The 26,011-nt window shown below is 69.8% G+C and carries 15 protein-coding genes; 6 read left to right on the forward strand and 9 right to left on the reverse strand.

Features of this window, described 5'->3' with window-relative positions; genetic code table 11:
• Position 1 precedes the first annotated feature (1 nt).
• Positions 2-6,532 carry a type I polyketide synthase gene (locus ACOHX0_RS10850; protein ID WP_420676701.1) on the reverse strand — a complete coding sequence of 2,177 codons (6,531 nt, stop codon included), beginning with the start codon at positions 6,530-6,532 and terminating at the stop codon, positions 2-4.
• A 127-nt stretch (positions 6,533-6,659) separates the two neighbouring features.
• A complete protein-coding gene (locus ACOHX0_RS10855; RefSeq protein ID WP_420676702.1) occupies positions 6,660-8,123 on the reverse strand; it encodes a hypothetical protein in 1,464 nt (487 codons plus the stop codon).
• 205 nt (positions 8,124-8,328) lie between these two features.
• Between ACOHX0_RS10855 and ACOHX0_RS10860 the strand changes: the two genes are divergently transcribed.
• On the forward strand, positions 8,329-9,081 hold the full coding sequence (locus ACOHX0_RS10860; RefSeq protein WP_420676703.1) for a WecB/TagA/CpsF family glycosyltransferase: 753 nt from the start codon (positions 8,329-8,331) through the stop codon (positions 9,079-9,081).
• Positions 9,082-9,589: 508 nt separating this feature from the next.
• Here ACOHX0_RS10860 and ACOHX0_RS10865 read toward each other — a convergent pair.
• Positions 9,590-10,573 carry a glycosyltransferase family 2 protein gene (locus ACOHX0_RS10865; RefSeq protein ID WP_420676755.1) on the reverse strand — a complete coding sequence of 328 codons (984 nt, stop codon included), beginning with the start codon at positions 10,571-10,573 and terminating at the stop codon, positions 9,590-9,592.
• Positions 10,574-10,629: 56 nt separating this feature from the next.
• Positions 10,630-11,682 (reverse strand): glycosyltransferase family 2 protein, encoded by a 1,053-nt coding sequence (locus ACOHX0_RS10870; protein ID WP_420676704.1) that lies wholly within the window; start codon positions 11,680-11,682, stop codon positions 10,630-10,632.
• Between the two features lie 153 nt (positions 11,683-11,835).
• On the opposite strand from ACOHX0_RS10870, the gene ACOHX0_RS10875 reads away from it, so the two are divergent.
• Positions 11,836-12,792, forward strand: a complete 957-nt coding sequence (locus ACOHX0_RS10875; RefSeq protein ID WP_420676705.1) for a glucokinase — start codon at positions 11,836-11,838, stop codon at positions 12,790-12,792.
• 62 nt (positions 12,793-12,854) lie between these two features.
• Here the strand turns inward: ACOHX0_RS10875 and ACOHX0_RS10880 are convergent, their stop codons facing one another.
• From ACOHX0_RS10880 to ACOHX0_RS10895, 4 genes are all read right to left on the reverse strand, one after another.
• A complete protein-coding gene (locus ACOHX0_RS10880) occupies positions 12,855-16,508 on the reverse strand; it encodes a translocation/assembly module TamB domain-containing protein (protein WP_420676706.1) in 3,654 nt (1,217 codons plus the stop codon).
• Positions 16,505-18,310, reverse strand: coding sequence for an autotransporter assembly complex protein TamA (locus ACOHX0_RS10885; RefSeq protein WP_420676707.1), 1,806 nt, complete (start codon positions 18,308-18,310; stop codon positions 16,505-16,507). The genes ACOHX0_RS10880 and ACOHX0_RS10885 overlap by 4 nt, the downstream gene beginning before the upstream one ends.
• A gap of 215 nt (positions 18,311-18,525) precedes the next feature.
• Positions 18,526-19,509 (reverse strand): type I glyceraldehyde-3-phosphate dehydrogenase, encoded by a 984-nt coding sequence (locus ACOHX0_RS10890; RefSeq protein ID WP_420676708.1) that lies wholly within the window; start codon positions 19,507-19,509, stop codon positions 18,526-18,528.
• 138 nt (positions 19,510-19,647) lie between these two features.
• Positions 19,648-20,463, reverse strand: coding sequence for an IclR family transcriptional regulator (locus tag ACOHX0_RS10895; protein ID WP_420676709.1), 816 nt, complete (start codon positions 20,461-20,463; stop codon positions 19,648-19,650).
• Between the two features lie 229 nt (positions 20,464-20,692).
• Between ACOHX0_RS10895 and ACOHX0_RS10900 the strand changes: the two genes are divergently transcribed.
• The 3 genes from ACOHX0_RS10900 to ACOHX0_RS10910 all read left to right on the forward strand — a co-directional run bounded on the left by ACOHX0_RS10900 (position 20,693) and on the right by ACOHX0_RS10910 (position 23,432).
• Positions 20,693-22,111: a glutamine synthetase family protein gene (locus ACOHX0_RS10900; RefSeq protein WP_420676710.1), complete on the forward strand. Its 1,419-nt coding sequence runs from the start codon at positions 20,693-20,695 to the stop codon at positions 22,109-22,111.
• A gap of 94 nt (positions 22,112-22,205) precedes the next feature.
• Positions 22,206-22,565 (forward strand): glycine cleavage system protein GcvH, encoded by a 360-nt coding sequence (gene gcvH / locus ACOHX0_RS10905; protein WP_420676711.1) that lies wholly within the window; start codon positions 22,206-22,208, stop codon positions 22,563-22,565.
• Positions 22,566-22,715: 150 nt separating this feature from the next.
• Positions 22,716-23,432, forward strand: a complete 717-nt coding sequence (locus tag ACOHX0_RS10910; protein WP_420676712.1) for a flavodoxin family protein — start codon at positions 22,716-22,718, stop codon at positions 23,430-23,432.
• Between the two features lie 266 nt (positions 23,433-23,698).
• Here the strand turns inward: ACOHX0_RS10910 and ACOHX0_RS10915 are convergent, their stop codons facing one another.
• Positions 23,699-24,634 (reverse strand): 2-hydroxyacid dehydrogenase, encoded by a 936-nt coding sequence (locus tag ACOHX0_RS10915; RefSeq protein ID WP_420676713.1) that lies wholly within the window; start codon positions 24,632-24,634, stop codon positions 23,699-23,701.
• Between the two features lie 128 nt (positions 24,635-24,762).
• On the opposite strand from ACOHX0_RS10915, the gene ACOHX0_RS10920 reads away from it, so the two are divergent.
• Positions 24,763-25,998 (forward strand): acyl-CoA dehydrogenase family protein, encoded by a 1,236-nt coding sequence (locus ACOHX0_RS10920; protein ID WP_420676714.1) that lies wholly within the window; start codon positions 24,763-24,765, stop codon positions 25,996-25,998.
• Positions 25,999-26,011: the final 13 nt, after the last annotated feature.

The following is a 26,011-nucleotide window of genomic DNA, read 5'->3' on the forward strand; positions in this document are numbered from 1 at the left end:
CTCACTCCGCTGCCCGCACCATGCCAGACCGCTTCGCCGCCCGATGCTCCGCATCCGCCGCATCCAGCCGCGCCTTCACACCCGCCGCCAGCACGCTGACGTTCGGCACCAGCACCATGCTGTCGTGATCGCCCGGCACCTCGGCCACCTCCACCGCAGGGGCCCAGCGGCGCCAGCCGTTGTCGTCAAAGACATACTCCCGCGCCCGGCTGACCCATTGCCCGTCCGAAACCTGCCAGTGCCGGTCCAGGGCTGGGCGGAACAGGGTCATCGGACCCTCCCAGGGTTTGAGGTCATAGGCTGCCACTGCCGCCCGGAAAGCGAGCTCCACGCCGCGGTTGTTGAAGCTCGCAGGCGCGCCGCCTTCCGCCGGTTCCGCCCGGCGCTTGGCGATCTCCCAGGCGAGGCGGCTTTGCGCCCATTCACCGAAATACCCCGCCCCCTTGCGGCGCAGCTCTGCCAGCTTGATCAGCGCCTTGTCGCGGCGGCTGAGGCCGGGGCGCCGGGGCAGCGGCGTGTCCAGCAGGATCAGCGCAGCGGTTTCCTGTCCCGCGGCCTTAAGCTGCTGCGCCATCTCATAGGCGGTGATGCCGCCGCCCGAGAACCCGCCCAGCAGGTAGGGGCCTTCGGGCTGGATCCCGCGGATCTCCTCCAGGCAGCTGGCGGCGGCATCCTCGATGCGGTCGTGCGGGGTCTCGCCTCCGGTCAGCCCCTTGGCCTGCAGGCCGTAGACCGGTCGGTCCCTGCCCACGAGCAGCGCAAGATGGCGCAGGTTCAGCACATTCCCGAACATGCCCGCCACCAGGAAGAAGGGCCGCCGCCCGGTGCCGTCGCCCGCGTGCAGCTGCACGAGATGGGTATGATCCGGGCGCGCGCCGCCCCTGTCCTGCGCCGCAGTGCCGGCCGGGTCTGTGCCTGCCGGGTCTGTGCCTGCCGGGTCCGTGCTGGCCGTGACCCTGCCGCCGGTGCGCGCGATGATGCGCTCAGCCAGGGCGGCGACGCTGGGCGCCTCGAACAGCAGCGACAGCGGGAAATCCACGCCGAAGCTGCGGTTGATCTGGGCAAACAGCCGCACCGCGATCAGCGAGTGGCCGCCGAGGTCGAAGAAACTGTCCTCCACCCCCGCCTGGCTCACCCCCAGCAAGGAGGCAAACAGCGCCGCCAGCTCTTCCTCGACCGGGTTGCGCGGCGCCACGTAGCCGGTGTCGAGCTGCGGGCGCTCGAAACTCTGCGCGCTGTCGTCCTGCGCGGGCGTGCCAGTGGCGGCCTGCTCGATCAGCGCGGGCAGGTCCAGCGAGGAGACCACCACCTGCGGCAATCCCGCCGCCAGCGCGCGCTCCAGGGCCGGGCCGCCCTCCGCCGCGCGGATGCCGTTTGCGATATTGGCCTGCAAGCGCCGCTCCCCGGGCGAGAGCGGTTTGCTCCGCGCGCCCGGCTCCAGCCCCAGACCGGCGGCGCTGGCGTCGGCTGCAACTGCGCTCCGGCCAGCCTCAATTCCGCCCGCCAGCCGCTGCATTGCAAAGCCGGTGATCTCCACCAGAACCGCGCCGTCAGGTGCCGTGAGAGTCACATCGAACCGCGCCGCGCCGCTCTCGGCCTCCATCAGCCGGACGTGGCTGCGGATCTCGTCCCCCAGCGGCGCAAAGACGCGGATGCAATCGTATGAGACTGGCACCCACAACGCGCTGCGGTCATAGCCCGGGATCAGCTCCATAGCCCAGCCGGTGGCGAGATCCATCAGTCCCGGATGCAGAACCGCGCCGTCCCCGGCGGCGGCGGCAGGCAGAGAGAGCGCCGCCAGGCCTTCGCCATCTCCCAGCGCGCAACGCTCCAGCACATGCCAGCGCGGGCCGAAGTTCAGGTGATCTTCTTGCGGGGAGCGCAGGCGGCCGGCCTCTGGTCTTGACACCTGCGGACAGCGGGCGGCTATCTCGTTCAGGTTGAGTGCAGCGGGGCGTTCTGCCACCGCCGCGATGGCCAGCATAGCCTGACAGTTGTAAGCGTAACCATCCGGTAATTTGCTGTAAACGGAAAGTTCATAACCATTTTCGACAGCTTCCAGCCGCAGCACCGCCTCCAGCGCCGCGTCACCCGGCGCAACCATAGGTTTCAGGAAATAGAGATCGCGTATCTCAAACGGTGCCGTCCCCCCCAGATCGGACAGCGCCTCGGCCGCAAGCTCGATGTATCCGGTGCCCGGCATCACCGCGGTGCCTTGGCGTGTGCGGTGCTCGTCCAGCAGCCAGTCGGTGCCCGCGTCAAAGCGCGGCGTATAGAGCCGGTTGCCCGCCAGATCAAAGCCGCGCTGGCGCAGAAGCGGCTGCGCGCAAGGTTCCGGCGCGGGCAGGGATGCGGCGCCAGCGCGGCCCTCCAAGGCCTCCGCCGCCATGCCGGTATCGGCCCAGACGCCCCAGTCCACGGCCACCACCTTAGTGCGGCCTCCGGCCCGGTGTCTGGCATAGGCGTTGAGGTATTCATTGGCGGCGGCATAGTCCGCCTGGCCCGCAGGACAGGTCACCGCGGAGGTCGAGGAGAACAGCACCATGACTTCCAGCCGGCCGTCCGGGAAGACCTCCTCCAGCGCGCGCAAGCCGCTGATCTTCGGGGCAAAAACCTGCTCAACCTCGGCTTCGGTCTTGGCCAGCAGCGGCCCGTCGGCAATGACCCCTGCGGCGTGGATCACGCCGGTGACCGGCCCGAATTCCGCCTCCGCCGCCTGCTTTGCGGCGGCCAGACCGCCACTGTTGCAGACATCCGCCGCCAGCGGCATCACCGCGCCGCGCCCCAAGCCTTCGAGCGCTTTTACCGCCCCGATGCGCCGTGCCTGGCGGCTGCCGGGACCGTGGTTCTGCAGGATGCGGTCCCAGCTTTCCCGCGGCGGCAGCCCCTCGCGCGCAAGCAGCGTGACCTTCGCGCCATGCGCGCGCATAAGGTGCTCCGCAATGGTCAGCCCAATTCCGCCATAGCCGCCGGTGATCAGGTAATGCCCGCCCTCGCGGAAGGGCTGCGCATCCGCCTGGGGTTCGGGCAATTCCAGTTTGCGCCAGTCCAGCTCGAACCGCTTGCCGCCGCGCCAGGCGGCACTGCTGCAGGCGGGCTCGGCCAGCAGCTCTTCCAGCAGCCGGGGGGTGATATCTTCTGGTTGCGATTTTCTTAAAAAGGGTAATAGCCCCGCCTCCGGATGCGGCAGCTCGATATCCACAGCGGCGCAGGTCACATTCGGCAGCTCTCGGGGAATCACCCGCGCCAGCGCCGCGGCCATCGCCTTCTCCGGAGAGGGCAGCGGCTCCTCCCGGACTTGGACCGCGCCGGTGGTGAAAAGCGAGATATGGACGGGCCCGGGCAGCTCGATGCTGCCCAGCTCCTGCGCCAGCGCCAGAAGCGCGTGATAGCCCATTTCCAGGTTGCGGTCGAAGAAGGAGCTGCCCGGGCGGAAGTGCTCGCCCTCCGTCACCAGCCAGAAATGCCCGATCCGGTCCGGAAGCAGCCCGTCCTCCGCCAGATCGTTCAGCAGTGCCGCATAGGCCGGCCGTCCCTGTTCCGGCGGCAGCACGTAAGAGCCCGGGGCGAGCCTCGCGTAGGTGTCGCCCGCGTGCACCCGCGCCACCCGGTGCCCCGCCGCCTCCAGGTGGCCCGCGGCGCGGGCGGCATGGCCTGCGTCATCCTTGAAGATCAGCCAGGTGAGCGGCGCCTCACCCAGCTCCTCCGCAACGTCCAGCGGGCAATCGGCCAGCCGCGGCCGCCAGACCGGGCGGTAGCCCCAATCGTCCAGCCGCTCGAGCCGTGCGGGGGCAGAGGGGGCCTCCGCTGCCGGTTTCCCCGGCTCGATAAAATAGCGGCTGCGCTGGAAGGCATAGCCCGGCAGCGGCAGCCGGTGCCGCCGCGCGCCGCCCCAGATCTGGTCCCAATCGGCTGTGACCCCGCAAGCCCAGAGCCGCCCGATCACGCCGAAGAAATGCACATCATCCATAACCCGATGGTCCGGATGGCGCAGCGAGCTCAGCACTTGGCCGGGCTGCACCGCGGGCGCCATCCGCGCCAGCGCGCTCAGCGCGTTGCCGGGGCCCACCTCCAGGAACACCCGTCCGGGCGCTTGCGAGAGCGTTCCAATACAGGCGCCGAACAGCACCCGGTGGCGCAGCTGGGCGGTCCAGTAGTCGGGGCTCACGGCCTCCTCGGCCGTCAAGGGCGCGCCGGAGCGGTTGGAGATCACCGGCAGCCCCGGCGCGTGCAGGTCAAGCCCGGCGAGGAAGGCGCGGTAGTCGTCAAGGATTCCGTCCAGCATGTGCGAATGGGCGGCGATGTCGATGGCGATACGCTGGTGTTCGATGCCGCGCGCGGTCAGCTCCGCCGCCAGCCGCTCCAGCGCGCCGTCAGGGCCGGACACCGCGGTCAGCTCCGGCGCGTTGACGCTGGCGATGTCGAGATCTTCGCCCAACAGCGCCTCAACCTCCGCCACCGGCAGTGCCACCGACAGCATCCCGCCCGCGGGCACGCTGTCGAACAGCCGCCCGCGCAACAGAACCAGGTCGATGCAGTCTTCGAACGCCATCACACCCGCAAGGCAGGCGGCAGTGTTCTCGCCCATCGAATGGCCCACCAGCGCGGCCGGCTTCACGCCCCAGCTCATCCACAGCTGCGCCAGCGCAAACTCCGCGATCATGATCAGCGGCAATTGCACCGAGGGCTGCTTGAGCCGCGCCTCCGCCGCCGTTTCCTCCCCCGGCTCGGGCAGCCAGACCGCCCGGATGTCGTAATCGAGGCTCTTCTGCAGATGCTCCAGCCCGCGGTCCATCCACTCGGCGAAGACCGGCTCGGTCTCGTAAAGGTCGCGCGCCATGCCCGCATATTGCGCGCCGCCGCCGGGGAACATGAAGACGACCTCGGGCGCACCGCCCAGCACCTCATGGCTGAAGACCTGCCGCGGATCGCTGTCCTCCAGCATCCGGGCGGCCGCTTCCACGCTTTCCGCCACCAGCACCCGGCGCTTGGCAAAGCCGCGGCGGCCTTCCTTCAGGGTGAAGGCCACATCGGCCAGATCGGCCTCGGGGTTGGCGCGCAGCCAGGCCGCCAGCGCCTGGGTGTTATCCTCCAGCGCGGCCTTGCTGTGACCCGAGAGACACAGGATCTGGAACGGGAAGTCGCTTTCCTGCGAGGGCAAGCGGGCGGGCGCCTCTTCAAGGATCACATGCGCATTGGTGCCGCCGACACCCAGCGCGTTGACGCCGGCGCGGCGCGGGGAGTCACCTGTCTGCCACGGCGTGAGCGAGGCGTTTACCCGAAACGGGGAGCTGTCGAAATCAATCGCCGGATTGGGCGCCTCAAAGCCAAGGGAAGGCGGGATTTCCTTGTGGTGCAGCGCCAGCGCGGTCTTCGCCAGCCCTGCCACCCCGGCGGCGGTGTCGAGATGGCCGATGTTGGTCTTGACCGAGCCGATGCGGCAGAAGCCGGTGCCTGTCGTCGTGGCACGGTAGGCTTCGGTGAGGGCGGCCATCTCGATCGGGTCGCCCAGGTAGGTGCCGGTGCCATGGCATTCGACATACCCGATGCTCTCCGCCGGGGTGCCCGCGGCTTCCAGCGCCTGCCGCACCGCCTTCGCTTGGCCGCTGACCGAGGGCGCGAGGTAGCCTGCCTTGTCCGAGCCGTCGTTGTTCACCGCCGAGCCCTTGATGACCGCCCAGATATGGTCGCCATCGGCAACGGCATCCTCCAGCCGCCGAAGCGCCACTGCGCCTGCGCCGGAGCCGAAGACGGTGCCTTGCGCCCGGTGGTCGAAAGCGTGGCAATGGCCGTCCGGCGACAGGATCTCGTTTTCCTTGTAGACATAGCCGCGTCCCTGCGGCAGCTCGATGGTGACACCGCCCGCCAGCGCCATATCGCATTCGCCTTCGCGCAGGGCCTTGCAGGCATAATGCACCGCCACCAGCGAGGTCGAGCAGGCGGTCTGGATATTCACCGACGGCCCGGTGAGGCCGAAGACATGGCTCACCCGGGTCGACAGGAAATCCTTGTCGTTGCCGGTATGGCGCAGCAGGAACATGCCCACGTCCTCCACCAGCGCGGGGTTGGAGCAGAGGTTGAAGTAGAAATAGCTGCCCATGCCGCAGCCCGCGTAGACGCCGATCGGTCCCTTGATGTTTTCCGGCGGGTGGCCCGCGTTCTCCATCGCGCCCCAGGCGGCCTCCAGGAACTTGCGGTGCTGTGGGTCGAGGATGGCGGCTTCCTTGGGGCTGAAGCCAAAGAACTCGGCGTCGAATTCGTCGAACCCCTGCATCCGCGCGGTGGCGGGCACGTAGTTCGGATCGCTCAGGAGATCTGGCCGTTCGCCGGCGGCCAGCAGTGCGTCGCGGTCCAGATGCTCTATCGACTCGATGCCCTCCCGCAGGTTGCGCCAGAAGACCCCGGCCGAGCTTGCGCCCGGCACATCGGCGGCAATGCCGACAATGGCGATGTCCCCGCCTGAATTCCCGCCTGGGCCTGCACCGGCTCCGCCGCGGCCCCGGCCGGCCGGAATATCAGTCTGTTCGCTCATCACATCCCCCGCGGCCTGTCACCATGCACGCCCCGTGCGTCCCGGTGGCACTTTCCGCAGGATTTGCGGCCGTCCTGTGGACGCAATGTGCCGAATCCGGCCGCAAAGGCGGTAACAATACGGCATGTCACATCAGGCTCCTTGCCGCTTGTTGCGGTGTTGCCGGTGCCAGCGCCTGCTTGCCGCTGAAGAGCGCGGGCCGGGGCTGGAACAGGCCGGGATAAAGCAGCCGCTCCGCATAGCCCAGAGCCGACCCGGCGCACAACCAGGTTATCGGGATCAGCGTCGCATTCAGCAGCATGTCGACCAGCGTCGCCGCCAGGATCAGCGCAATAGGTGCTGCATAGGGCGAAAACTCCGCCCGCGGCACCCTTCTCGCTGCCCGTGCCAGCAGCACCAAGGGCGCCGCCAGCAGCCCCATCTCGGCGATGTAGCCCAGCCAGCCGAAGGTGCCGAAGACAATGATCCAGCGCCCGTCCGGGATCGACAGAATCTGCCCGGTCTCGACATGGCGCACCAGGTTGCGGCCCCAGCCGCCCCAGCCGAACCAGGGCTTCTCCGCCGCGCGCGCCAAGAGCTGCGCCTCGTTCTCGAACCGGTAGTTCAGCGACTGCGCGCGCTCGGCGCTGATTGCCTGCGCCTGCGCGACCAGCGCCTCGGTCGGCACCAGGCCGGCGTTGCGCAGCATCGGGTATACCACTGCGATCAGCGCCAGGAGCAGCGCCGCGCGCAGCTGCCATTTGAGCGGCGCCAGCGCCACCACCGGTGTGAAGGCCAGCGCATAGGCGAGCGACGCAAGGCTCTTGCACAGCACCAGAACGGCAAAGAGGTACAGCGCCGCCAGCCCCAGCCGCAGCCGCGCGCCCCCTGCCGCCGCCCGCGCCAGCGCCGTGGCCGCAAGCAGCGAAGACAGAAGGAAGAATGCCAGCCACAGCGCATGCGGCAGGAACACGATGGGCCGGAACCCGCCCTGGCGCATCATCTGGCCGAAGTCATGCTGGAAGAAGCCGTAGACCCAGATGTTGATCTGCGGGCTGAGCCGGATTTCCACCAGCGAGGGCAGCGTATAGGCGAGCCCGGCGATCATCAGCGCCAGGAGCAGCTCGCGCTGGGCTTCGGGGGTGGAGAGATAGCGCCGCGCCAGCAGGAAGGGCACCAGCACGATCACCTGATTGATCACTACCGAGCCAAGGTCGCGCCACCTCAGCCCTGGCAGCTGGTCCGTGAGAAACAGAATCGGATCGGAATTGGCGATCACCCGGAACAGGAGCGGCTCGCCGTTGCTGAGCACCGTGGGCACAACGCCAAAGACAAAAAGCAGCATCAGCACCCGCGCCGCCGGATGGCGCGGCCAAAGCGGCACCGGTTTCCTCAGCACAAAGACGCAGAGAAGGAAGGCCATCACCGAGGGGATGGCAAACTTGTCCATGTCAGGCACCAGCGGCAGGTCGAACTCGGCCAGCGGCGGCAGCAGCAGGTAGCCCGCGATGATCGTCCACAAAAGCGCACGCTCCAGGGCCAGGCGCCGGAACAGCACCAGGCTCACCAGCGGCCAGGCCAGCAGCATCAGATACGCCAAGGCGTTGGGCAAACCCGTCTGTCCCCTTCCGTTTGCGGTTTTAAGGCAAAGTTTACCTTTTGCAGGCGGCACTGTCGCGCGCAATTGCACAAGCCGGTAAACGGCTGGCAAGTTTGCCACGCAGGCCAGCCGCGGGCGGGGAAGGGCGCCTGCGCGGCTGGCCGCCGCGGCGTGGCAGCGCTATGGGAAGGACAGCAGGGCAGGGGAGGCGGGACAGATGCACTTCGAATTCGGCGGCCGCCGGGTCGGCGTGAATATCGCCACCCGGGAGGCGCTGGCGGCGGAGATCAAAGCCCGCTTTGCCGCCCGGCGCGGTTTTACCCTGGCGACGCTCAACCTCGACCACCTGGTGAAACTCGGCCAGTCGGAAGAGTTTCTCGCGGCCTATCAGGCGCAGGACCTGGTGGTGGCGGACGGCCGCCCCATTGTCTGGCTCTCGCGCCTGGCCCGCCTTCCGGTGGAGCTGATGCCGGGCTCGGACCTGGTGCTGCCGCTCTGCCGCCTGGCAGCCGAAGCCGGGGTGCCGGTGGCGCTGGTAGGCAGCACGGAGGCGGCGCTGGAAGACGCCCGGGGCGCGCTTTGCGCCGCGGTGCCGGGGCTGGACGTGGCCTGGTGCCACGCGCCTTCGGGCCGCTTCGATCCCGAAGGTGCCGAGGCGGAGACCATCCTGCGGCAGCTCGGCGCGGGCGGCATCGGGCTCTGCTTCCTGGCGCTCGGCGCCCCGAAGCAGGAAATGCTGGCGCAGCGCGGCCGCAAGCCGGCGCCGCAGACGGGCTTTGCCTCGGTTGGGGCGGGGCTCGACTTTCTGGGCGGACACCAGCGCCGCGCGCCCGCCTGGGTGCGCGCGGTGGCGATGGAATGGCTGTGGCGGGCGCTCTCCAGCCCGGCCCGGCTGCTGCCGCGCTATGGCAAGTGCCTGGCAATCCTGCCCGCCCAGATCCGCCGCGCTTGGCAGCTGCGCAGCCGCTGAACCGGTCTGGCCGGCGGTTTTTCCGCGGACCACCCGGCAAGCAGACAGGCGATCCCTCCCGCGCCCGCGCAGCGGGGGCGGGGGGGCGGCAGCACCGGGGAGCTCTCTGGTGAGAGAGCTCGGCCGGGTCTCTCAGCAAGCACACGTGGCGATACCGGCCCCCGGAAATGTCCCTATTGCGCCCCGGACGGGCTCCTGGCGGCGTTCTCAATTCTCTGCGCCAAGCGGATGTGCGGCCGCATGAACGGACCGCCTGGAAGCTGCCTGGATTGGCGGGCGCTGGCCGGGGCTGTCAGGGAAAACCCGGGCAAGCCGTGAGGGCGGAATAGAGCGCGCCGCGCCCTGCTGCGGCAAGACTGCAGGGATACCTGGGACACAGGCAGACGGGCAGCCAGACAGAGCGTCCGCGCCGCGCGTCAGCGCGGCGCCCGGCCCAACGGGCGGGGGCGGCCCGCAGGGGCGCCGCCGCCGGGCGGGAGCGCACCGCCTGCTGCGCTGCAGGTCAAAGCTACTTGTACTCCAGCAGCCCGCGGGTGGCGCCGCGGAGGCGGTTCCAGTGATATTCCGCCACCCCAACGGCTTCGGCGAATTTGCCGAGCACCAGAAACAGCGCGCGCTCCGCCCCCACGCGCCGGTGCAGCCGCAGCACCTGCGCCGGGTAGATCAGCAGCCCCGCCAGCGCCCAAGGCCCGACGGCCAGCGCCGCCAGCAGCACCGCGCCGGGCAGCACCGCCCCCCAGAGCAGCGCGCGGCGGGTCTCGGCGGCCCAATGGCGCTCGGAGGCTTTGCTATGCAGCGCCGCGCCCTCGGCAAAGGCGTGGCCCGCGCGGCGGCTGCGCCGCCACCACTGGCCAAAGCGCCGCATCGCCGCGTCATGAAGCGTCATCTCCGCCTCCAGCCGCCAGATCCGCCAGCCCGCCCGGCGCAGGCGCAGGCACAGTTCCGGCTCCTCGCCCGCGATCAGGCTATCGCGGTAGCCGCCCGCCCCCCGCACCGCCTTAACCCGCATCAGCACATCGCCGCCGCAGGCCGTGGCCTCGCCCACGGGCGTGTCCCATTCGGCGTCGCACAGGCGGTTGTAGACCGAGGCTTCGGGAAAGCGCTCACGCCGCCGCCCGCAGACCGCGGCAACCCCGGGGTGCGCTGCGAGAAACCGGGTGGCGGCGGGCAGCCAGCCGGGATCCACCTCACAGTCCCCGTCGGCGAACTGCACCAGCTCCAAGTCTTTCCGCAGCACCGCCAGCCCCGCGTTGCGGGCGCGGGCGGCGGTGAAGGGGCGGGCCATGTCCAGCTCCACCACGTCGGCCCCCATCTGCCGTGCCACCTCCGCCGAGCCATCGGTGGAGCCGCTGTCCACGTAGATGAGCTGCGCCACCTGTCCCTGCAGCGAGGCCAGAGATCGCTTGAGCCGGCTGCCCTCGTTACGGCCGATCACCACCGCGCCGAGCCCCGCGGGAGCCGCGCCCCTGGCCGGGCGGGAGGCCGCTGGCAGGGCCGCGCCGTTCAGCCCGGTACCGTTCAGACCCTTGCCGCTCAATCCAGGACCCTTCAAACCCGTGCCCCGGCGCCAAGGGATGCCGCCGAGGCCGCGCCCGGGCCTTCCAGAAAGCCGCGCCTCCGCAACTCCGCGATATCCGCATCCTCCAGCGCCGTCTCCGACCACAGGCTCAACTCCGGCCGCGCCTGCAAAGTTGCTGCCCGCAGCCGGTCCTCGCCATGCTCCGAGACCGCCTCCATCCGGGTCCGCAGATCCCGCGCGAGGCTTCCGCCCGCAAACTTGTAGTGCCGGATCAGCGCCACCTGGTCCGAGACCCGCACCCGGGCCGAGGCATGCGGATGCACCGCCGCCTGCACGCCTGCGCCGTTGAACACCAGGGGGTGCTTGCTGAGGCAGCAGTTTTCGCCAAAGACCTTGCCGCGCACGCCGCCAAACAGCAGATCCGGGGCGTGCGGAGGCAGCTGGTTCTGGCGCAGGAAATAGGCAAAACCGCTGGCCTCGGACATATATGGCAGCCGCCGGACCGCGCTGATGTCCGCGTAGCGGCAGGCGGCAATGGCCTCGCGGTAGCTCAGCCCCTGGGCCGCTGCGAGCGGCCCGCGCGGAAACATCTCCAGCATCTGCGCCAGCATCGCGGTATGGCCGCCCGCCTCCAGCTGCCGGGTGAGGGCAGGGAGGTCTTCGGCGCCGTCAAACTCGAACAGCTCGTCCATATCGGCAAACAGGCACCAGCGCGCCGCCCCGTAGCGGTTGGCGGCAGCGGCGCGCAGATCGTTCTCATAGGCCAGCCAGGGCAGCTTCGCCTGCCAGACCGCAACATCCGCTTCCCGCCGCAAACGCGCAAGCGTCCCATCGCGGGAGCCATTGTCGACAAAGACAAAGCCCGAAACTCCCAGCCGCCGGTAATGCTCCAGGAACACGTCGAGGTAATAGGCCCCGTCCCGCACCAGCGCGATCAGCACCACGCCGTCCGGAGCGGTAAAGCGGCGGGACGGGCCGTGCACATGCCGCAGCGCCGCCCGCAAGCGGACGCGCCGCGCGGCCTTGCGCGCCCTGCGTGTGATTCCGGCTGCCAGCCGCCGCCCGAGTGCTCTCTGCGCCAATCTCTCCGCCCCGGTCTTGCCTCTGTGTCCTGCCGCCCACAGTGCCGCCTGCCAAGCACTGCCGCAAGCGGGCGCGCGCCGGCTCAATTGCAATTGCGGCGCGTATGCTGCACTCTTCTGCGCAAGATCGGATTTCGGAAAGGACCGCGGCGGATGACGGCTGAGCTGACCGTTCTGGCCGGAGACGTGGGCGGCAGCCGCACCCGGCTGGCGCTGGCCGCGCCCGGCATCGGCGTGACCGCGCTGCAAAGCTTTGCAAACGACAGTTTCAACAGCCTGGAGGACGTGCTGCAGGCCTATTGCGCCCAGCCCGGGCTGCCGCCTCTGGAGGGCGTTTGCCTCGCGGTGGCGGGGCCGGTGCAGGACGGTGCCTTCCGGCTCACCAACCGCAACTGGCAGGGCAGCTGCGACAGCATCGCGGCGGCGCTGGGGCTGCCGGACGCGGGCCGCGCCCGGATCATCAACGACCTCGCAGCTCTCGGCCATGCGGTGCCGGTGCTGATGCCCGGGCAGCTGTCGTGCCTGCGCCCGGGGCGCGAGAGCGGCGGCCAGGCACTGGTGGCGGGGGCCGGCACCGGCTTCAACGCCGCGCTTTCGCTTGCAGGCACCACCGCGGCGGCGGAGATGGGCCACGCCAGCCTGCCCTCAGCGGTGCGCGACCGGCTGGCCGCGCTTCTGGAGCGCGCGCCGGACGAATTCCAGAGTATCGAGACGCTGTTTTCGGGGCGCGGGCTGGTGCGCTTCCACCAGGCGCTGACCGGCGCCGCCGCCAGCAGCGCGGCAGGCATCAGCGCGGAGTACCTCGCCGACCCGAACGCGCCGGCCGCCCGCACCATGACCGAATGGGCGCATATGTTCGGCCTGCTCGCGCGCGAGCTCACCGCCGCATACATGCCGGGGCAGGGGCTGTTCTTTGCGGGCAGCGTGGCGCGCGGGGTGCTGAACACGCCCGCGCGGGAGGCGTTCCTGGAAGGCTACGCCGCGCCGGGCGAGCCGCTCGCGTCCCTCTGCGCCGAGATCCCCCTGTGGCTCATCACCGACGACGCCGCGGGCGTGAGCGGTGCAGCCAGGGTGGCGCTGGCGGCGGCAGAAGCGCGGCAGGCAGTCTGACCGGCCGGCCGGTGGTCTGACCGGCCAGGGCGGGACCGTTCCGCACCGCCCTGGCGCCAGGCTCAGTAGTCGCGCTTGAAGAACAGCCCGATGCCGGTTTCGCCTTCGCTGTCGACCGTGCCCTTCACCGTCACGCTGCCCGTGACGTCAAGGTTGATGCTCAGCTCGCTGTCGCCGCGGGTATTGACGTTGAAGTCGGTATAGGCGTTCTCCGCCACGTAACCGCCCAGCCCGAGCTGCCCGGAGCCGAGGTTGTCCACCCCGATGTCCACAGTATCGGCACCGGTGGCATCGCGCACCTGCGCCCGGGTGCCGCCGCCGCGGCCGCTCAGCGTATAGGCGGTGCCGGCGATCCGGGCCAGGGCGAGGGGCGAGATTTCTTCGAGGTTGCCGCCGAACAGCAGCAGCGCCAGCGCCTCCTCGCTGGGCCGCGGCGGCTCGGACGTCACCTTGATCTCGGGCGAGTCGATGCGGCCGGAGATTTCCAGCGTCGCGGTGCCCTCCTCGGTGGCGGCGGTGGAGCGGAAGGCGATGTAGGGCTTCAGGTCGCCCAAGAGCGTCAGCCGCCCCTCGTCCAGCTCCAGCCGCTTGCCGAGGATGTCGAAGGTGCCGCGGATCAGCTCGATCTGGCCTGCTGGTGCGGGCTGTGCCGCAGTGCCGCGCAGGCGGATCTCCCCGCCCAGTTCGGCGCGCAAGCCCCGGCCGCGGGCAAAAATCCGGCGCGGAGCGCTGATCGTCACGTCCAAAGCAGTGCGCGAGGTGCCGCCCGTCCCGTCGCCATTGCCGGTGAGCCCTGCGCGGGCCAGGGTCCGGCGCACATCGGCAGGCGCGCCCACATGGCGGATCGGCGGGATCGGCGCCGCCGAGACAGTGCCGCCCGCGGTGTTGAGATTGATATTGGTCTCCCCGACATCGATCCGCCCCGACAGGCTGCGGTTGCTCGCCAGCGCGCCCGAGAGCGTGAGCCGCCCGTTCAGAAGCGACTCGTAGGAAAGATTGTCGGTCAGCACCACATCGTCGATCGCAATTTCCAGATTGCCGTCAAACGGCGGCTGCAAGGCAACCGGGCCGCTGATCCGCAAGGCGCCGCCCGCCCGCGGCCGCGCCGCAAGCTGCACCCGCGCGGTGCTGCTGCCCAGGGTCACCGTGGCGTCGATATCCTCCAGCCGCTGCGCTGCCGCCGGAATGGCGAGGCTGGCGTTCTCGGTCGAAAGGGCACCGCTGAGTGACCCGAGCGCGGGCGGGCCTTTCAGAGCGAGGTCGAAATTCGCAGGCCCGGCCAGCAGGTTAGGGGAGATGAACGGATTGAGCCCTTCCAGCCGCAGCCGGCCGCGGGCAGTGGCATCGGCGACGGCCTCGGCCTCGTTCCAGGAGCCCGCAAGCCGGGCATCGATCCCGGCCGGGCCCGCGGCATCGGCATCGAAGCGCCAGATTCCGGCGTCGCGGCTTGCGGTGCCCTTGGCACTCAGCCGGCCGGGCAGATCCGGCATCAGCTGCTGCAGCCGGGCGATCTCCGCATCAAAACTCAGCTCGGCGCTGCCGTCGGCCTCGGCAAAACGGCCCTCGGCTTCGCCATCGAATCCCGCCGGACCCTTGGCGGCGGCGGTGAACTGCCATTCGCCCGCCCGGCGCGCAGCGCGGCCTTCGGCGGCAAGCTGGCCCGCGAGCTGTGGCACGAAGCGCTCCAGCTCCTCGAACGCCGCGTCGAAAGTGAAATCCGCGTCTCCGGCCAGTGTCACCATCCCGTCCAGCTCGGCGCGCGAGCTGTGCGGCCCGGTTAGTGTGGCGACGCCGCTGAACTGATCGCCCGTGCGGGTCAGCGTGGTCTCCAGCGCCAGCCGTCCCGGCGCCTGCGGCAGAAACACCTCCAGCCGCTTCAGGGCGGCGCTGGCGGTGATATCGCCCGTTTCGCTGCTGAGCGTGCCGGTGGCCGCGGCCTCCAGCGCCTCGCCGTCCAGCTGGAAACGGCGGATGAGGAGGCCGGTTTCACCGCGCGCGGCACTCAATGCAAGCGTGGTGGTGCCCTGAAGCAGCTCGTCCGCCTGCGCGATCCCGGCCGAGAGATCCTGCGCCTGCATCGCCAGCTCCGCATCAAACGCACCCGAGAGCGGCGTGAAGAAGCCCTTCACCTCGGCCTCTGCGGTGCCGCCCAGGGGCCGCCCGGCCAGCTGCGAGAAGCGCGCCAGATCGCTGAGGCTGGCGGTCAGCGCGCCGCTGAGGCGCAGCCCTTCCTCCAGCCCCTCGATGGCCAGGTCGCCGCCGGCCCGGTAACCCGTGCCGCTGAGTTCCATGCCGCTGATCCGCACCGCCTCGGCGCCGGTGGTGGAGATCAGCCCGTCAAAGCGGATCTGGTTGCCGGTGGCCGCGGCCAGCGCCGGATCGCGCGGCTCGAACCCGGTGAGGGCCGCCGTCAGGCGGCCTTCCAGCGCCAGCCCTGTGCTTTGGTCCAGGGTGCCGCGGCCGGTGATTTCTGCCTCCGCCACCTGTGCCTCCGGGTGGCTCAAACCGCTCAGCAGGCCGTCGAGACGCCAGTTGCCCTCGGCGCTCTTCTCCAGCTTCAGGTCGGCACCGGTGATGGTGGTCTCCCCGCCGCCCGCGGGCAGGGCAACCTTGTCCGCGCCCTCGGGCGGGGTGATCTGCGTTGAAAGGCTCGCGGTCTCCAGCGCGCCCGCCGCATCCAGCGCAGCGGTGCCCGCCACCCGCAGCGCCTGGGTGCGCAGCATCAGCGTGTCCAGCGCCACTGCGCCGCTGCCGGCGCGCCGCCCCTTGACGCTGAGCCGCAGCCCGGGGCCGAAGAAGGGGCGGCTGGCGGGCGCCAGCAGAACGTCGATATTGCCGCCCAAATCGGCGCTGAAAGCGATGGCGCGCGGCGGCGCATCGCTGTCCGGCGCGTCCTGCTGGCCAGGCGCGGTGTCCTGCGGCAGGTCTTCGGCGGCCAGCACCACCTTGCCTTCCAGCCGGGTCTCGCCATCGGTCTTGAAATCGATGTTGGCCGTGAAATCGGTGACCGGCCCGCTGCCCTTGGCAGCCAGTTGCAGGTCCGGCCCGCCCGGCAGGTTCAGCATCTGCGACAACAGCCCGCCGTCGTCTTCCTGCAGCGACAGGTCAAGGTCGATCACGCCGGTCTCGTTGGCATAGCCCGCGTCCAGCCGCAGGTGGTCGCCGGGCCGGTCCAGCCGCACCACCTCCAGCTGGGTATCGAGTGCGCCATCGGCGAGCGAGAGCGAGCCTTCGGCGCTGAGGCTGGCGGCGGTGCCGAACAACGGCTCGCCCAGATCGACCCGTTCGGCCTTGATCTCGCCCAGCTCGATCGACACCGGCAGCTCGGGCAGGGCAAAGGGCTCGGCTTCGGGCGCGGGCAGCTCCGGGTCCTCGGGCAGCGGTTTGGGCGCGCGCGCCACGGTGATCCGGCCCGCGCTCAGCGTGTTGACGGAAAAGCGCCCGCGCAGCAGCGCCAGCCGGTTCCAGTCCAGCTCGGCGTCCTCGATGGTGAGCCAGACGCCCTCCTCGTCGGACACGGTGATGCGCTCCACCGTCGCGCGCGAGGACAGCGCGCCCTCCAGCCCGGTGACGTCGATATAGCGGCTTTCGCCGGACAGCGTGCTTTCCAGGAGGCCCACCAGAAGCCCCCCGGCGTCCTCGCCGCTGCTGTCCTGCGCTGCGGCCGGCGCCAGGGTCAGCCCGGCGGCCAGGGTGAAGGCAAGGAACTGTCTCAAAACGCCTGTCCTATCCCGATGTAAAATTGCAGCCCGTCCTCGTTGCCGCCCTGCACCGGGTAGGCAAGGTCAAGCCGGATCGGGCCGATGCCGGCCACGTCATAGCGCAGGCCCAGACCCGCGCCCGCATGGCTTTCCGAGGTGCCGGAGACGAAACTGTCGGCATCGACAAACCCGGCGTCATAAAAGCCCACCAGCGAGATCTTCTCGGTGACCCGGCCGCGGACCTCCCCCGACAGCGCGATATAGCCGCGCCCGCCCGCGGTGCCGCCGCTGACCGGAACCCCAAGCGACTGGAACTCATGCCCCCGCACCGAGCCCGCACCGCCCGAGAAGAACAGGAGGGTCGGGGCGGCCTCGTTGAGCGACGGCCCCACCAGCGAGCCCATCTGCAAGCGCCCGGCCAGCACGATCCTGTCCTCCGCGCCCAGCCCCAGGTAGCTGCGCCCGTCGAGCTTCATCTGCAGCCCCGAGGCGGTGCCGTCAATGCCGAGGAACGGCCGCACCCCGGCCTGCAGGTAATAGCCTTCGGTGGGGTCCACCCGGTTGTCGCGGGCATCGTATTCGGCGCGCAGGTTCAGTCCGATGTACTTGAAGCGGCGCTTGCCAAAGACGTCTTCGGCCAGAATCGAGGTGGCCCCCAATGCGGCTTCGGCAAAGAAATCGTCCGAAAAGGTGCGCCGAGCGCCGATCGCGCCATGCATGCGGGTGGCACTGAAGTGTTCTTCGTCCAGCTGCTCGGCCTCGGCCAGGTAGAACAGGCTGTCGTCCGGCCCCAGCGCCGCGGGCCGGTCCAGCCGGACGGCGACGCGGCCGTCGATGTCATTGCTGCTTCCGATGCCGCTTACCAAGACCTCCAGCCGCAGCTTCTCCGCCGCGCCAAAGAGGTTGCGGTGCATCCAGCTGCCCGAAACCTCCAGCCCGTCGGTGCTGCTCAGCTCGGCGCCGAAGGTCAGCCGGCGCGGCGGCAGCTCCTCCACCTCGGCGATGAAATCAAGCGTGCCGTCGGGGTTGGGCGTCTCGGCCTCGCGCAGCACGACCGAGGCAAAGACCCCGGTGCGGCGCAGGCGGGTTGCGGTTTTCGAAGCCAGCTCCGGGTGGAAAACCTCCCCTGCCGGGAAGCCCGCGATGCGGCGCAGGGCTTCCTCGCGCAGGCGGTTGTTGCCGTTCACCTGCATCCGCCCGAAGCGCAGCCTCGGGCCGGGGGCCAGCTGCAGCGCTGCATCGAGCCGGGCGTCGCGGTGACGGGCGGTGATTGCCTGCGCGGCGACTTCCGCCTTGGCGTGGCCCCGCCGCCGCCATCCCTTCACCCCGGCCGCCGCGGCATCGCGGATCAGCCCGGTGGTGGCGATGCGTCCCGGCGCGAACTCTTCCGGCAGCGGTGTGTCGCTGGCGGGGGTCAGGGGCGCCACCTCGGCGCGGCCAAAGCGGAACTGCGGCCCGGGTTTCACCGTGATGGCTATGCGGTCCACTTTTGCCGGCGGCGAGAGCGGGTCGATCGCCGCCGCCTCCCGCCCGTCCAGGCGGATGTTGACCACGGGCGAGAAATATCCGGCATCATAAGCCACTTGCACCAGTGTGCGGTAGTCCGACAGCGCCGCTGCCAGCAGGTCCTGCACGTCGGTCTCATTGCCCAGGGCCAGGCTGGCGGAGGCGCCGCGCAGCCGGTCCTCCAGCAGCTCGGGCGCGCCGGGGGCGGTCAGGAAGGCTTCGGCGGCGGGCAGCGCACCGGCAGGCAAGAAGCCCAATGCGGCCAGAAAAACAGCGCGCGCCAGAGGGCGCGGGCGGAAGGAAAACAACATGGTCACTCCCGGAGGCGGGCTGAAATCAGACGCAGCGTAACAGGGGGATTTGCCGGGGGAAACCAGGAAAGCAGGGGGCGTTGGAGGAGGGGCGGAAAGCGGCGTTTCAGGGTTCGTGCGATTTTGGCGCCCTGCGGGCGCGGGGCGCTGCCCCGGCGGGCCTGCGGGCCCGCCTCCCCGGGGTATTTCCGGTCAGAAAGTGGCCGCGGGCGGGCTCAGCCCGCCATCAGGCGGGCCACGTCCAGCATCCGGGCGGAGAAACCCCATTCGTTGTCATACCAGCCGAACAGGCGTATCTGCCGGTCGCCGCTCATGCGGGTCTCAGGGCCTGCGAGCACCAGCGATTCCGGCCGCGCCCGCAGGTCGGAGGAGACCAGCGGCAAATCGGTCCAGCCCAGCACGGCGGAAGCCTCCACGCCTGCGCGCAAGGAGGCAGTGAGCCCGGCTTCCGGCATCGGCGTCTTGAGCTGCGCCACCAGGTCCACCGCCGAGACGCTGGCCGTGGGCACCCGCACCGCGGCGCCGCTGATGCGGCCTCTCAGATGCGGCAGCACCTCGGTGGTCAGCTGGGTGGCCGACGTGGTGGTCGGCACCATCGACTGCGCGCCGCCGCGCGAGCGCGCGAAATCGCCGCGCGGCGCGTCCACCATCGGTTGTGAGTTGGTGTAGCAGTGGATGGTGGTCATATGCGCGGTCCCGATCCCCGCGACCTCGTCCAGGAGCTTGACCAGCGGCGTCACCGCATTGGTGGTGCAGCTGGCGTTGGAGACGATGCGGGCATCGCCCAGCGTCTCCTCGTTGGCGCCGAGCACCAGGGTCCGCTCCGCCGCGGGGGAGGGGCCGGAGATCAGCACTTTCCGGGCACCCGCCGCCAGCCCGCGGCCCGCCACGTCGGAGGTGCGGGCGATACCGGTGCATTCTAGGACCACGTCCACGCCGGAGAGGTCCACCCGGGTCAGATTTTCCTCGTGGCTCAGCGGAATGCTGCGCCCCATCACCTGCAGCGCCGCGCCTTCGCCTGCGACTGGATGCGGGAAGGGGCCGAAGGTGCTGTCGTACTGGAACAGGTAAGCGCACATCTCCAACGGCGCGATATCGTTGATCCGCACCACCTCGATACCATCGCCGCGCGGCGTCGTCAGCAGCTGGCGCAGGATGGCGCGGCCGATACGGCCGAATCCGTTGATCGCAAGTTTCATGGCCAATCTATGACAGGCGATCAACCACCGCTCAATCCGCCTCGCCTGCGGATTGATCACATTTGCCAAGATGATGTTTCAGAGAACAAAAGAAATTCGCCGCTGCCCGTGGCGCCCGGCGCGGGCAGGCGGGGTCGCTTACAGGTGGACCGCCGCCTGCGCCTGGCGCAGTTCGGCGGCGCAGAGCTGCAGGCCGCGCAGCAGCTGTTCCTCGGCGGCGCAAGGGAGTGTTCCGCCCTGCTCATACCCGCCGGGCGCCGAGCTGCCCAGCACGATCGGCCGCTGCCCGGGGCGTGACAGCGGTACCGCATAGCCCGAGATGCCCGCCTCGAACTCGCTGCGGGTCACGCAGTAGCCTTGGGCACGCGCCGCCTCGATGCGTTCCAGGATCGCTGCGGGGCTGGTCAGCGACTGCTCGGTGTGGCGCGGCAGCGCAGCGCCGGCCAGCACGCCGGCGGCCTCATCCTGCGGCAGGCAGGCCAGCAGCATCCGTCCGAGGCTGGTATGGGCCAGCGGGATATGCGCCCCGGCGGTGAAACCATAGGTGACCGGCCCGCCCGCGACGGTGGATTGCGCGAGCACCAGAACCCGGCCCTGGTCCAGTGTCGCCAGCGTCACCTCGGCCCGCATCTTGCCCGCGTGCCGGTTCAGCGCGGGCTGCACCCGCTGGCCGAACTGGTTCGCCTGCAGGAAGCCCCCCGCCAGGGCCAGCACCCGCGGCGTCAGCGACAGCATGCGGCCGTCCTGGCGCAGGTAACCCGCCTGCACCAGCGTCAGTGCGCCACGGCGCGCGGTGGCGCGGTCCTGGCCGGTGCGCCGGGCGATCTCGGCCAGGGTCATGCTGGGGGTGGCGGCGTCAAAGACCGCGAGCACTTCCAGCCCCTTGGCAAAGCTCGAGGAGATGTTCCTGTCCTGCTCGCCGGCAGATTGCGTCTTTGTGAGGGAGGGAGTCATGGAGGGCCGTATTTCTGTCTTGCTGCTGCTGCCTCGGCCGCCTCAGCACGGCAACGGGGGCGGAATTGTTCGGATACTTCCTTTTGTGTGCGTATGCCTCACACTGTCAAGCCGCAGAGAGGCGGGAACAGGCAGACGCCGCGTCTTTCTGCGCCTCCGCACTCTGGACCCCGGCTGCATTTCAGGGTCAGTTCCAGTGTGCAAGACCGAGCACTTGGAAGGGGCGGTTATGGCGCATGACATCACATCCGGCAGGCTGGCCCGGCTTGGCGTGCAGGCAGCGGAGGCGGCGGGCCGGGCGCGCGAGGTCGCGGCGCAGGTCCGGGCTGATGGCATCGAAACGCTGCGGGTGCTCTTTGCCGACCAGCACGGCGTGCTGCGCGGCAAGGCGGTGACGGCAGAGGCGGTGGAGAGCGTGCTGCGCGACGGGCTCACCGTGCCCTCGACGCTGCTGCTGAAGGACACAGCGCACCGCACGGCCTTTGCGGTCTGGGAGGCAGGGGGCTATGCGCCGGTGCGCGGGGCGGGCGACGTGCTGCTGGTGCCGCGGCCCGGGACATTCCGCGTGCTGCCGTGGGCTCCGCGCTCGGCCTGGATGCTGTGCACGCCGGTGCACCCGGATGGCCGCCCGCTGACCTTTGCACCGGACACGGTGCTTGAACGCGCCGAGGAACGGCTGGCCGCACAGGGGCTGGAGGCGCGCTTCGGGCAGGAGGTGGAGTTCCACATATTCGAAGGGAATGGGCAGACTGCAGGGGTAGGCGCCTACATGAGCGAAAGCCGCTACGGCGCGATGGAGCCGCTGCTCGACACGCTGCGCCGGGATGCGCAGGCGCTGGGTCTCCCGGTGCGCTCGGTCGAGATCGAGGCGGGCGCGGGCCAGGTGGAGTTCACCTTTGCCCCGGGCCCGGCGCGGCAACAGGCCGATGCCCTTGTGATGTTCCGGACTTTGGCGCGGGAGGTCTGTGCCCGCGAGGGTTTTGATGCCTGCTTCATGCCGCGCCCGGGGCGGGCCGGTTCCCAAACCCAGACGCCAGCCCGAACGCAGGACATGGGCTCGGGCTGGCACCTGCACCAGTCGCTGATCGCGCGCGACACCGGCCGCAACCTGTTCACGCCGGAGGTCCCGGGCCGGCTGACCCCGGAGGCCGCGGGCTGGATCGCCGGGCTGCTCACTCATGCGGCCGAGATCTCCGTGCTCAGCGCGCCCACTGTCAACAGCTACAAACGCTACCGCCCCGGCCGGCTCGCACCCTGCCGGATCGCCTGGGGCGAAGGCGGCCGCGGGGTGATGCTGCGCGCGCTGCTGACCCCCGGCGATGCCGCCAGCCGGATCGAGAACCGCGCGCCGGATGTCTCCGCCAACCCCTATTACGCGCTGGCGGCGCAGATCCACGCAGGGCTCGCGGGACTGGAGACAGGCCTCACCCCGCCGCCGCCGGCCGCGGCGCCGCTTGGCAGCGGGGCCGCGCTGCTGCCGCGTTCGATGGGCCAGGCGCTTGATGCCTTCGCAGCCTCGGACTTCTGCCGCGCCGCGCTGGGGGCGGAGGTGGCGGATTACCTGCTGCCACTGAAACGCGCCGAATGGGACCGCTACCTCGATCATGTCAGCGCCTGGGAGCAGGCGGAATACGCCAGCCTGTTCTGACGCGCCCGCCCGCTTGCGGCCAGCGCGGTGCGTAGGTAGCCTGATCTCCGGAACACCAGCGCATCCCGCCACATCTGCAAAAGGGAAGATCACCATGAAATACACCGAGGAACACGAGTGGCTCCAGCCCGAGGGCGACCTCATCACCGTCGGCATCACTGCCCATGCGGCCGAGCAGCTGGGCGATGTGGTCTTCATCGAGCTGCCCGAGGCGGGCACCGAGGTCTCCAAGGACGACGAGATCGTGGTGATCGAATCGGTGAAGGCGGCCTCCGACATCCTGGCCCCGCTCGATGGCGAGATCGTCGAGGTGAACGAGGCGCTGGCCGATGATCCCGGAAAAGTGAACGAAGACCCCGAAGGCGCGGCCTGGTTCTTCAAGATCAAACCCTCCGACCTGTCGCCGATGGACGATTACATGGATGAGGCGGGCTACAAGGACTTCATCAGCTGAAGCCCGGATCAGCTGAAGACCGGCGCCCGCGCGCCGCAGCCCCGCGGCGCGCGGGCGCGATCACAAAACCGCCATCCGCCCTGTTTCCCGCCGCCGCCGCGCTAGCTTGCAGGCGGCGCGGAGCATCCCGCGCCCAACAGGAGGCGGATCATGGCGGATTTCAGCGGGCTCAAGGCCCTGTTCATCAACACATCTCTGAAAAAGGACGGCAGCCAGAGCCACACCCGGCTCCTGATGAATGCCTCCGCCAAAATCATGGAGAAGAACGGCGCCGCGGTGGAGCATCTGCACATGCTCGACCACCAGGTGCCGCCCGGTGTCTACCCGGACATGACCGAACAAGGCTGGGAGCGCGACGACTGGCCCGCGATCTGGGACAAGGTGAAGGCGGCGCAGATCCTGGTGATCGGCACGCCGCTTTGGCTGGGCGAGGAAAGCTCGGTCTGCCGGGTGCTGATTGAGCGGCTGTATGGCATGAGCGGCGAACTGAACGATAAGGGGCAGTCGGTCTACTACGGCAGGGTTGGCGGCTGCGTGATCACCGGCAACGAGGACGGCATCAAGCACACCGCGATGACGATCTGCTACGCGCTCGGACACCTGGGTTACACCATTCCACCGCAGGCCGATTGCGGCTGGATCGGCGAGGCCGGGCCGGGGCCCTCCTATGGCGACGAGGTGGACGGCAAGCCCGCGGGTTTCGAGAACGAGTTCACTCAGCGCAACACCACGATCATGACCTGGAACCTCCTGCACCTCGCGGCGATGCTGCGCGATGCGGGCGGCTACCCGAAGGAGGGCAACGACCGTACCGCCTGGAAGGCAGGCTGCCGCTTCGACTACGAAAACCCGGATTACCGCGCCTGAGCCGGTCCTGTGCCGCACCGCGCGGGACAAGGCCGAAGGCCGCCGCGGATCGCCGGCGCGCCCCCACGCGGCGGCGATCTGGCTGAGGCTGGACGTGTCCTGGAGAGGACGTGCGGACTTGGCAGGGATAAACTGCCAGTCACTTCCGTTCGGCTCGCCTCCGCACGCACCGCCGATGCGCGGCTCACCGCCCGGCCGCAGGCGTTGTAAACCGCTTCGCGGTGCCTCCGGCGGGGATATTTTGGCCAGAAGAAGCGAGGGTCGGCTCAATAGCCGCGCGCGCGGTCGACCTCGTGCAGCAGCGCTTCGCCCGATTGCAGGCGGCGCAGGTTCTCCACTACATCCCCCAGCGCATCGCCCAGGTGCCAGCCGGAGACATGCGGCGTGATGGTCACCGCCGGATGCGCCCAGAGCGGGTCGTCCGCGGGCAGCGGCTCCCGGCTCAGCACGTCCAGCACTGCCGCGCCGGGGCGGCCCGCGTCAAGCGCGCGCAGCAATGCCGCCTCGTCCATCAAATCGCCGCGCCCCGCGTTGATCAGCGTCGCACCCGGCTTCATCGCCGCCAGCAGTTCCGCGCCGAACATCCCCCGCGTTTCAGCCGTTGAGGGCAGGATCGCGCAGACATAATCGCAGCGTCCCAGCATCTCCGGCAGCGCCCTGGCCCCGTGGTGGCAGGTCACGCCTTCGATCTCCTTGGGCGAGCGGCTCCAGCCCTCGACCCGGAACCCCATGCCGCGCATCAGCCGCGCGCACAGGCCGCCGATATGGCCCAATCCCAGCACCCCCACCGAGGTTTCTGCCGCCCGCTTCGGCGCCACCGGGTCCCATTCGGTGCGCGCCTGCGCCGCCTCATGACGGGCCATGTTGCGCTGCGCCCGCAGGATGTAGGCGAGGCAATACTCCGCAATCTCCCGCGCCGGCTCCTCGGGCTTCAGCCGGGCGACGCGCACATGCGCGGGCAGGTCCGGATGCGCCACGATGGTCTCCACCCCGGCGCCCAGTTTCTGCACCAGCTTGAGGCCGGGCAACCGCGCGGGCAGGTCGTCCTTGAGCGAGGAGACCGCAAGCATGGTGATCTCTTCCAGGTTGCCGGGCGCGGAGGCAGGCCGGATATCCGCCCCCGGCGCCAGCTTGCGGAGCTCGGCTGCCAGTTCCTCCTCGCTGTACCAGCCCGCGTGCCCGATACTGATCAAGAGCGCCATTGCCGCCTCCCTCCCTTGTTCTGTCCCTTGGCCGCCGCCGGTTACGTTCCGTCACCCGGCTGGACAGCCGCGCTGCGACTAAGCCATGCTTTCAGCCAAAGCGCAAAGCGGTTGGGGAGGCAGCGGACATGGACATGAACTTCGGCATGCGGGAGGAGACCCGCGCCCTTTTGGACCGCGTTGCGGCGATGGTGCGCGACGAGATCATGCCGCTTGAGGCCGAATACCACGCCGAGATCGGCAAGGGCGACCGCTGGCAATACACCCCCCGGCAGGCGGAGATCCTAGAAGGCCTGAAGGCGCGCGCCAAGGAACAGGGCCTGTGGAACTTCTGGCTGACGGACAGCGCCCGCGGCCAGGGCCTCACCACAGTGGAGTATGCCTGCTTCGCCGAGGAGATGGGCAAGACGCCACTGGGGGCAGAGGTCTTCAACTGCTCGGCACCCGACACAGGCAACATGGAGGTTTTCGAGCGCTACGGCACCGATGCGATGAAACGCGAGTGGCTGGCACCGCTGCTGGAGGGGGAGATCCGCTCCGCCTACCTGATGACCGAACCGGATGCCGCCTCCTCGGACGCCACCAACGTGGCGATGTCCTGCGTGCGCGACGGCGATCATTACGTCTTGAACGGCGAGAAATGGTGGGCCTCCGGCGCGGGAGACCCCCGCTGCAAGGTTTATATCGTGATGGTCCGCACTGGCGGAGACGACCAGCCCAAGCACCAGCGCCATTCGATGATCGTGGTCCCCGCTGGCACGCCGGGGATCGAGGTGCTGCGTCCGATGCAGGTCTACGGTGACGACGACGCGCCGCACGGCCACATGCACGTGCGTTTCACCGATGTGCGGGTGCCGGCCGGATACCTGCTCCTGGGCGAGGGCCGCGGTTTCGAGATCGCCCAGGGCCGCCTCGGCCCCGGCCGCATCCACCACTGCATGCGCGCCATCGGCCAGGCGGAGGCGGCGCTGGTGCTGATGTGCAGGCGGTCCCTCGCGCGCGAGGCTTTCGGCAAGCCGCTCGCGGGGCTGGGCGCCAATTACGACATCATCGCCGAATGCCGGATGGAGATCGAGATGGCCCGGCTCCTGTGCCTCAAGGCCGCCTGGTACATGGATCAGGGCGACGCCCGCGCCGCCGCGCCGTGGATCAGCAAGATCAAGGTGGTGGCGCCGCAGGTGGCGCTCAAGGTGATCGACGAGGCGGTGCAGATGCACGGCGGCCAGGGCATCTCGCAGGACACGCCGCTGGCGCGCGCCTGGACCCACGTCCGCACCCTGCGCCTCGCCGACGGCCCCGACGCTGTGCACCGCCGCCAGGTCGCCAGGGCCGAGCTGCGCAAGCACACGCAGGAGAAGATCTAACAGGGCAGGGCGG

The organism is Cribrihabitans pelagius, from assembly GCF_048820915.1.
Lineage (GTDB): Bacteria > Pseudomonadota > Alphaproteobacteria > Rhodobacterales > Rhodobacteraceae > Cribrihabitans_A > Cribrihabitans_A pelagius.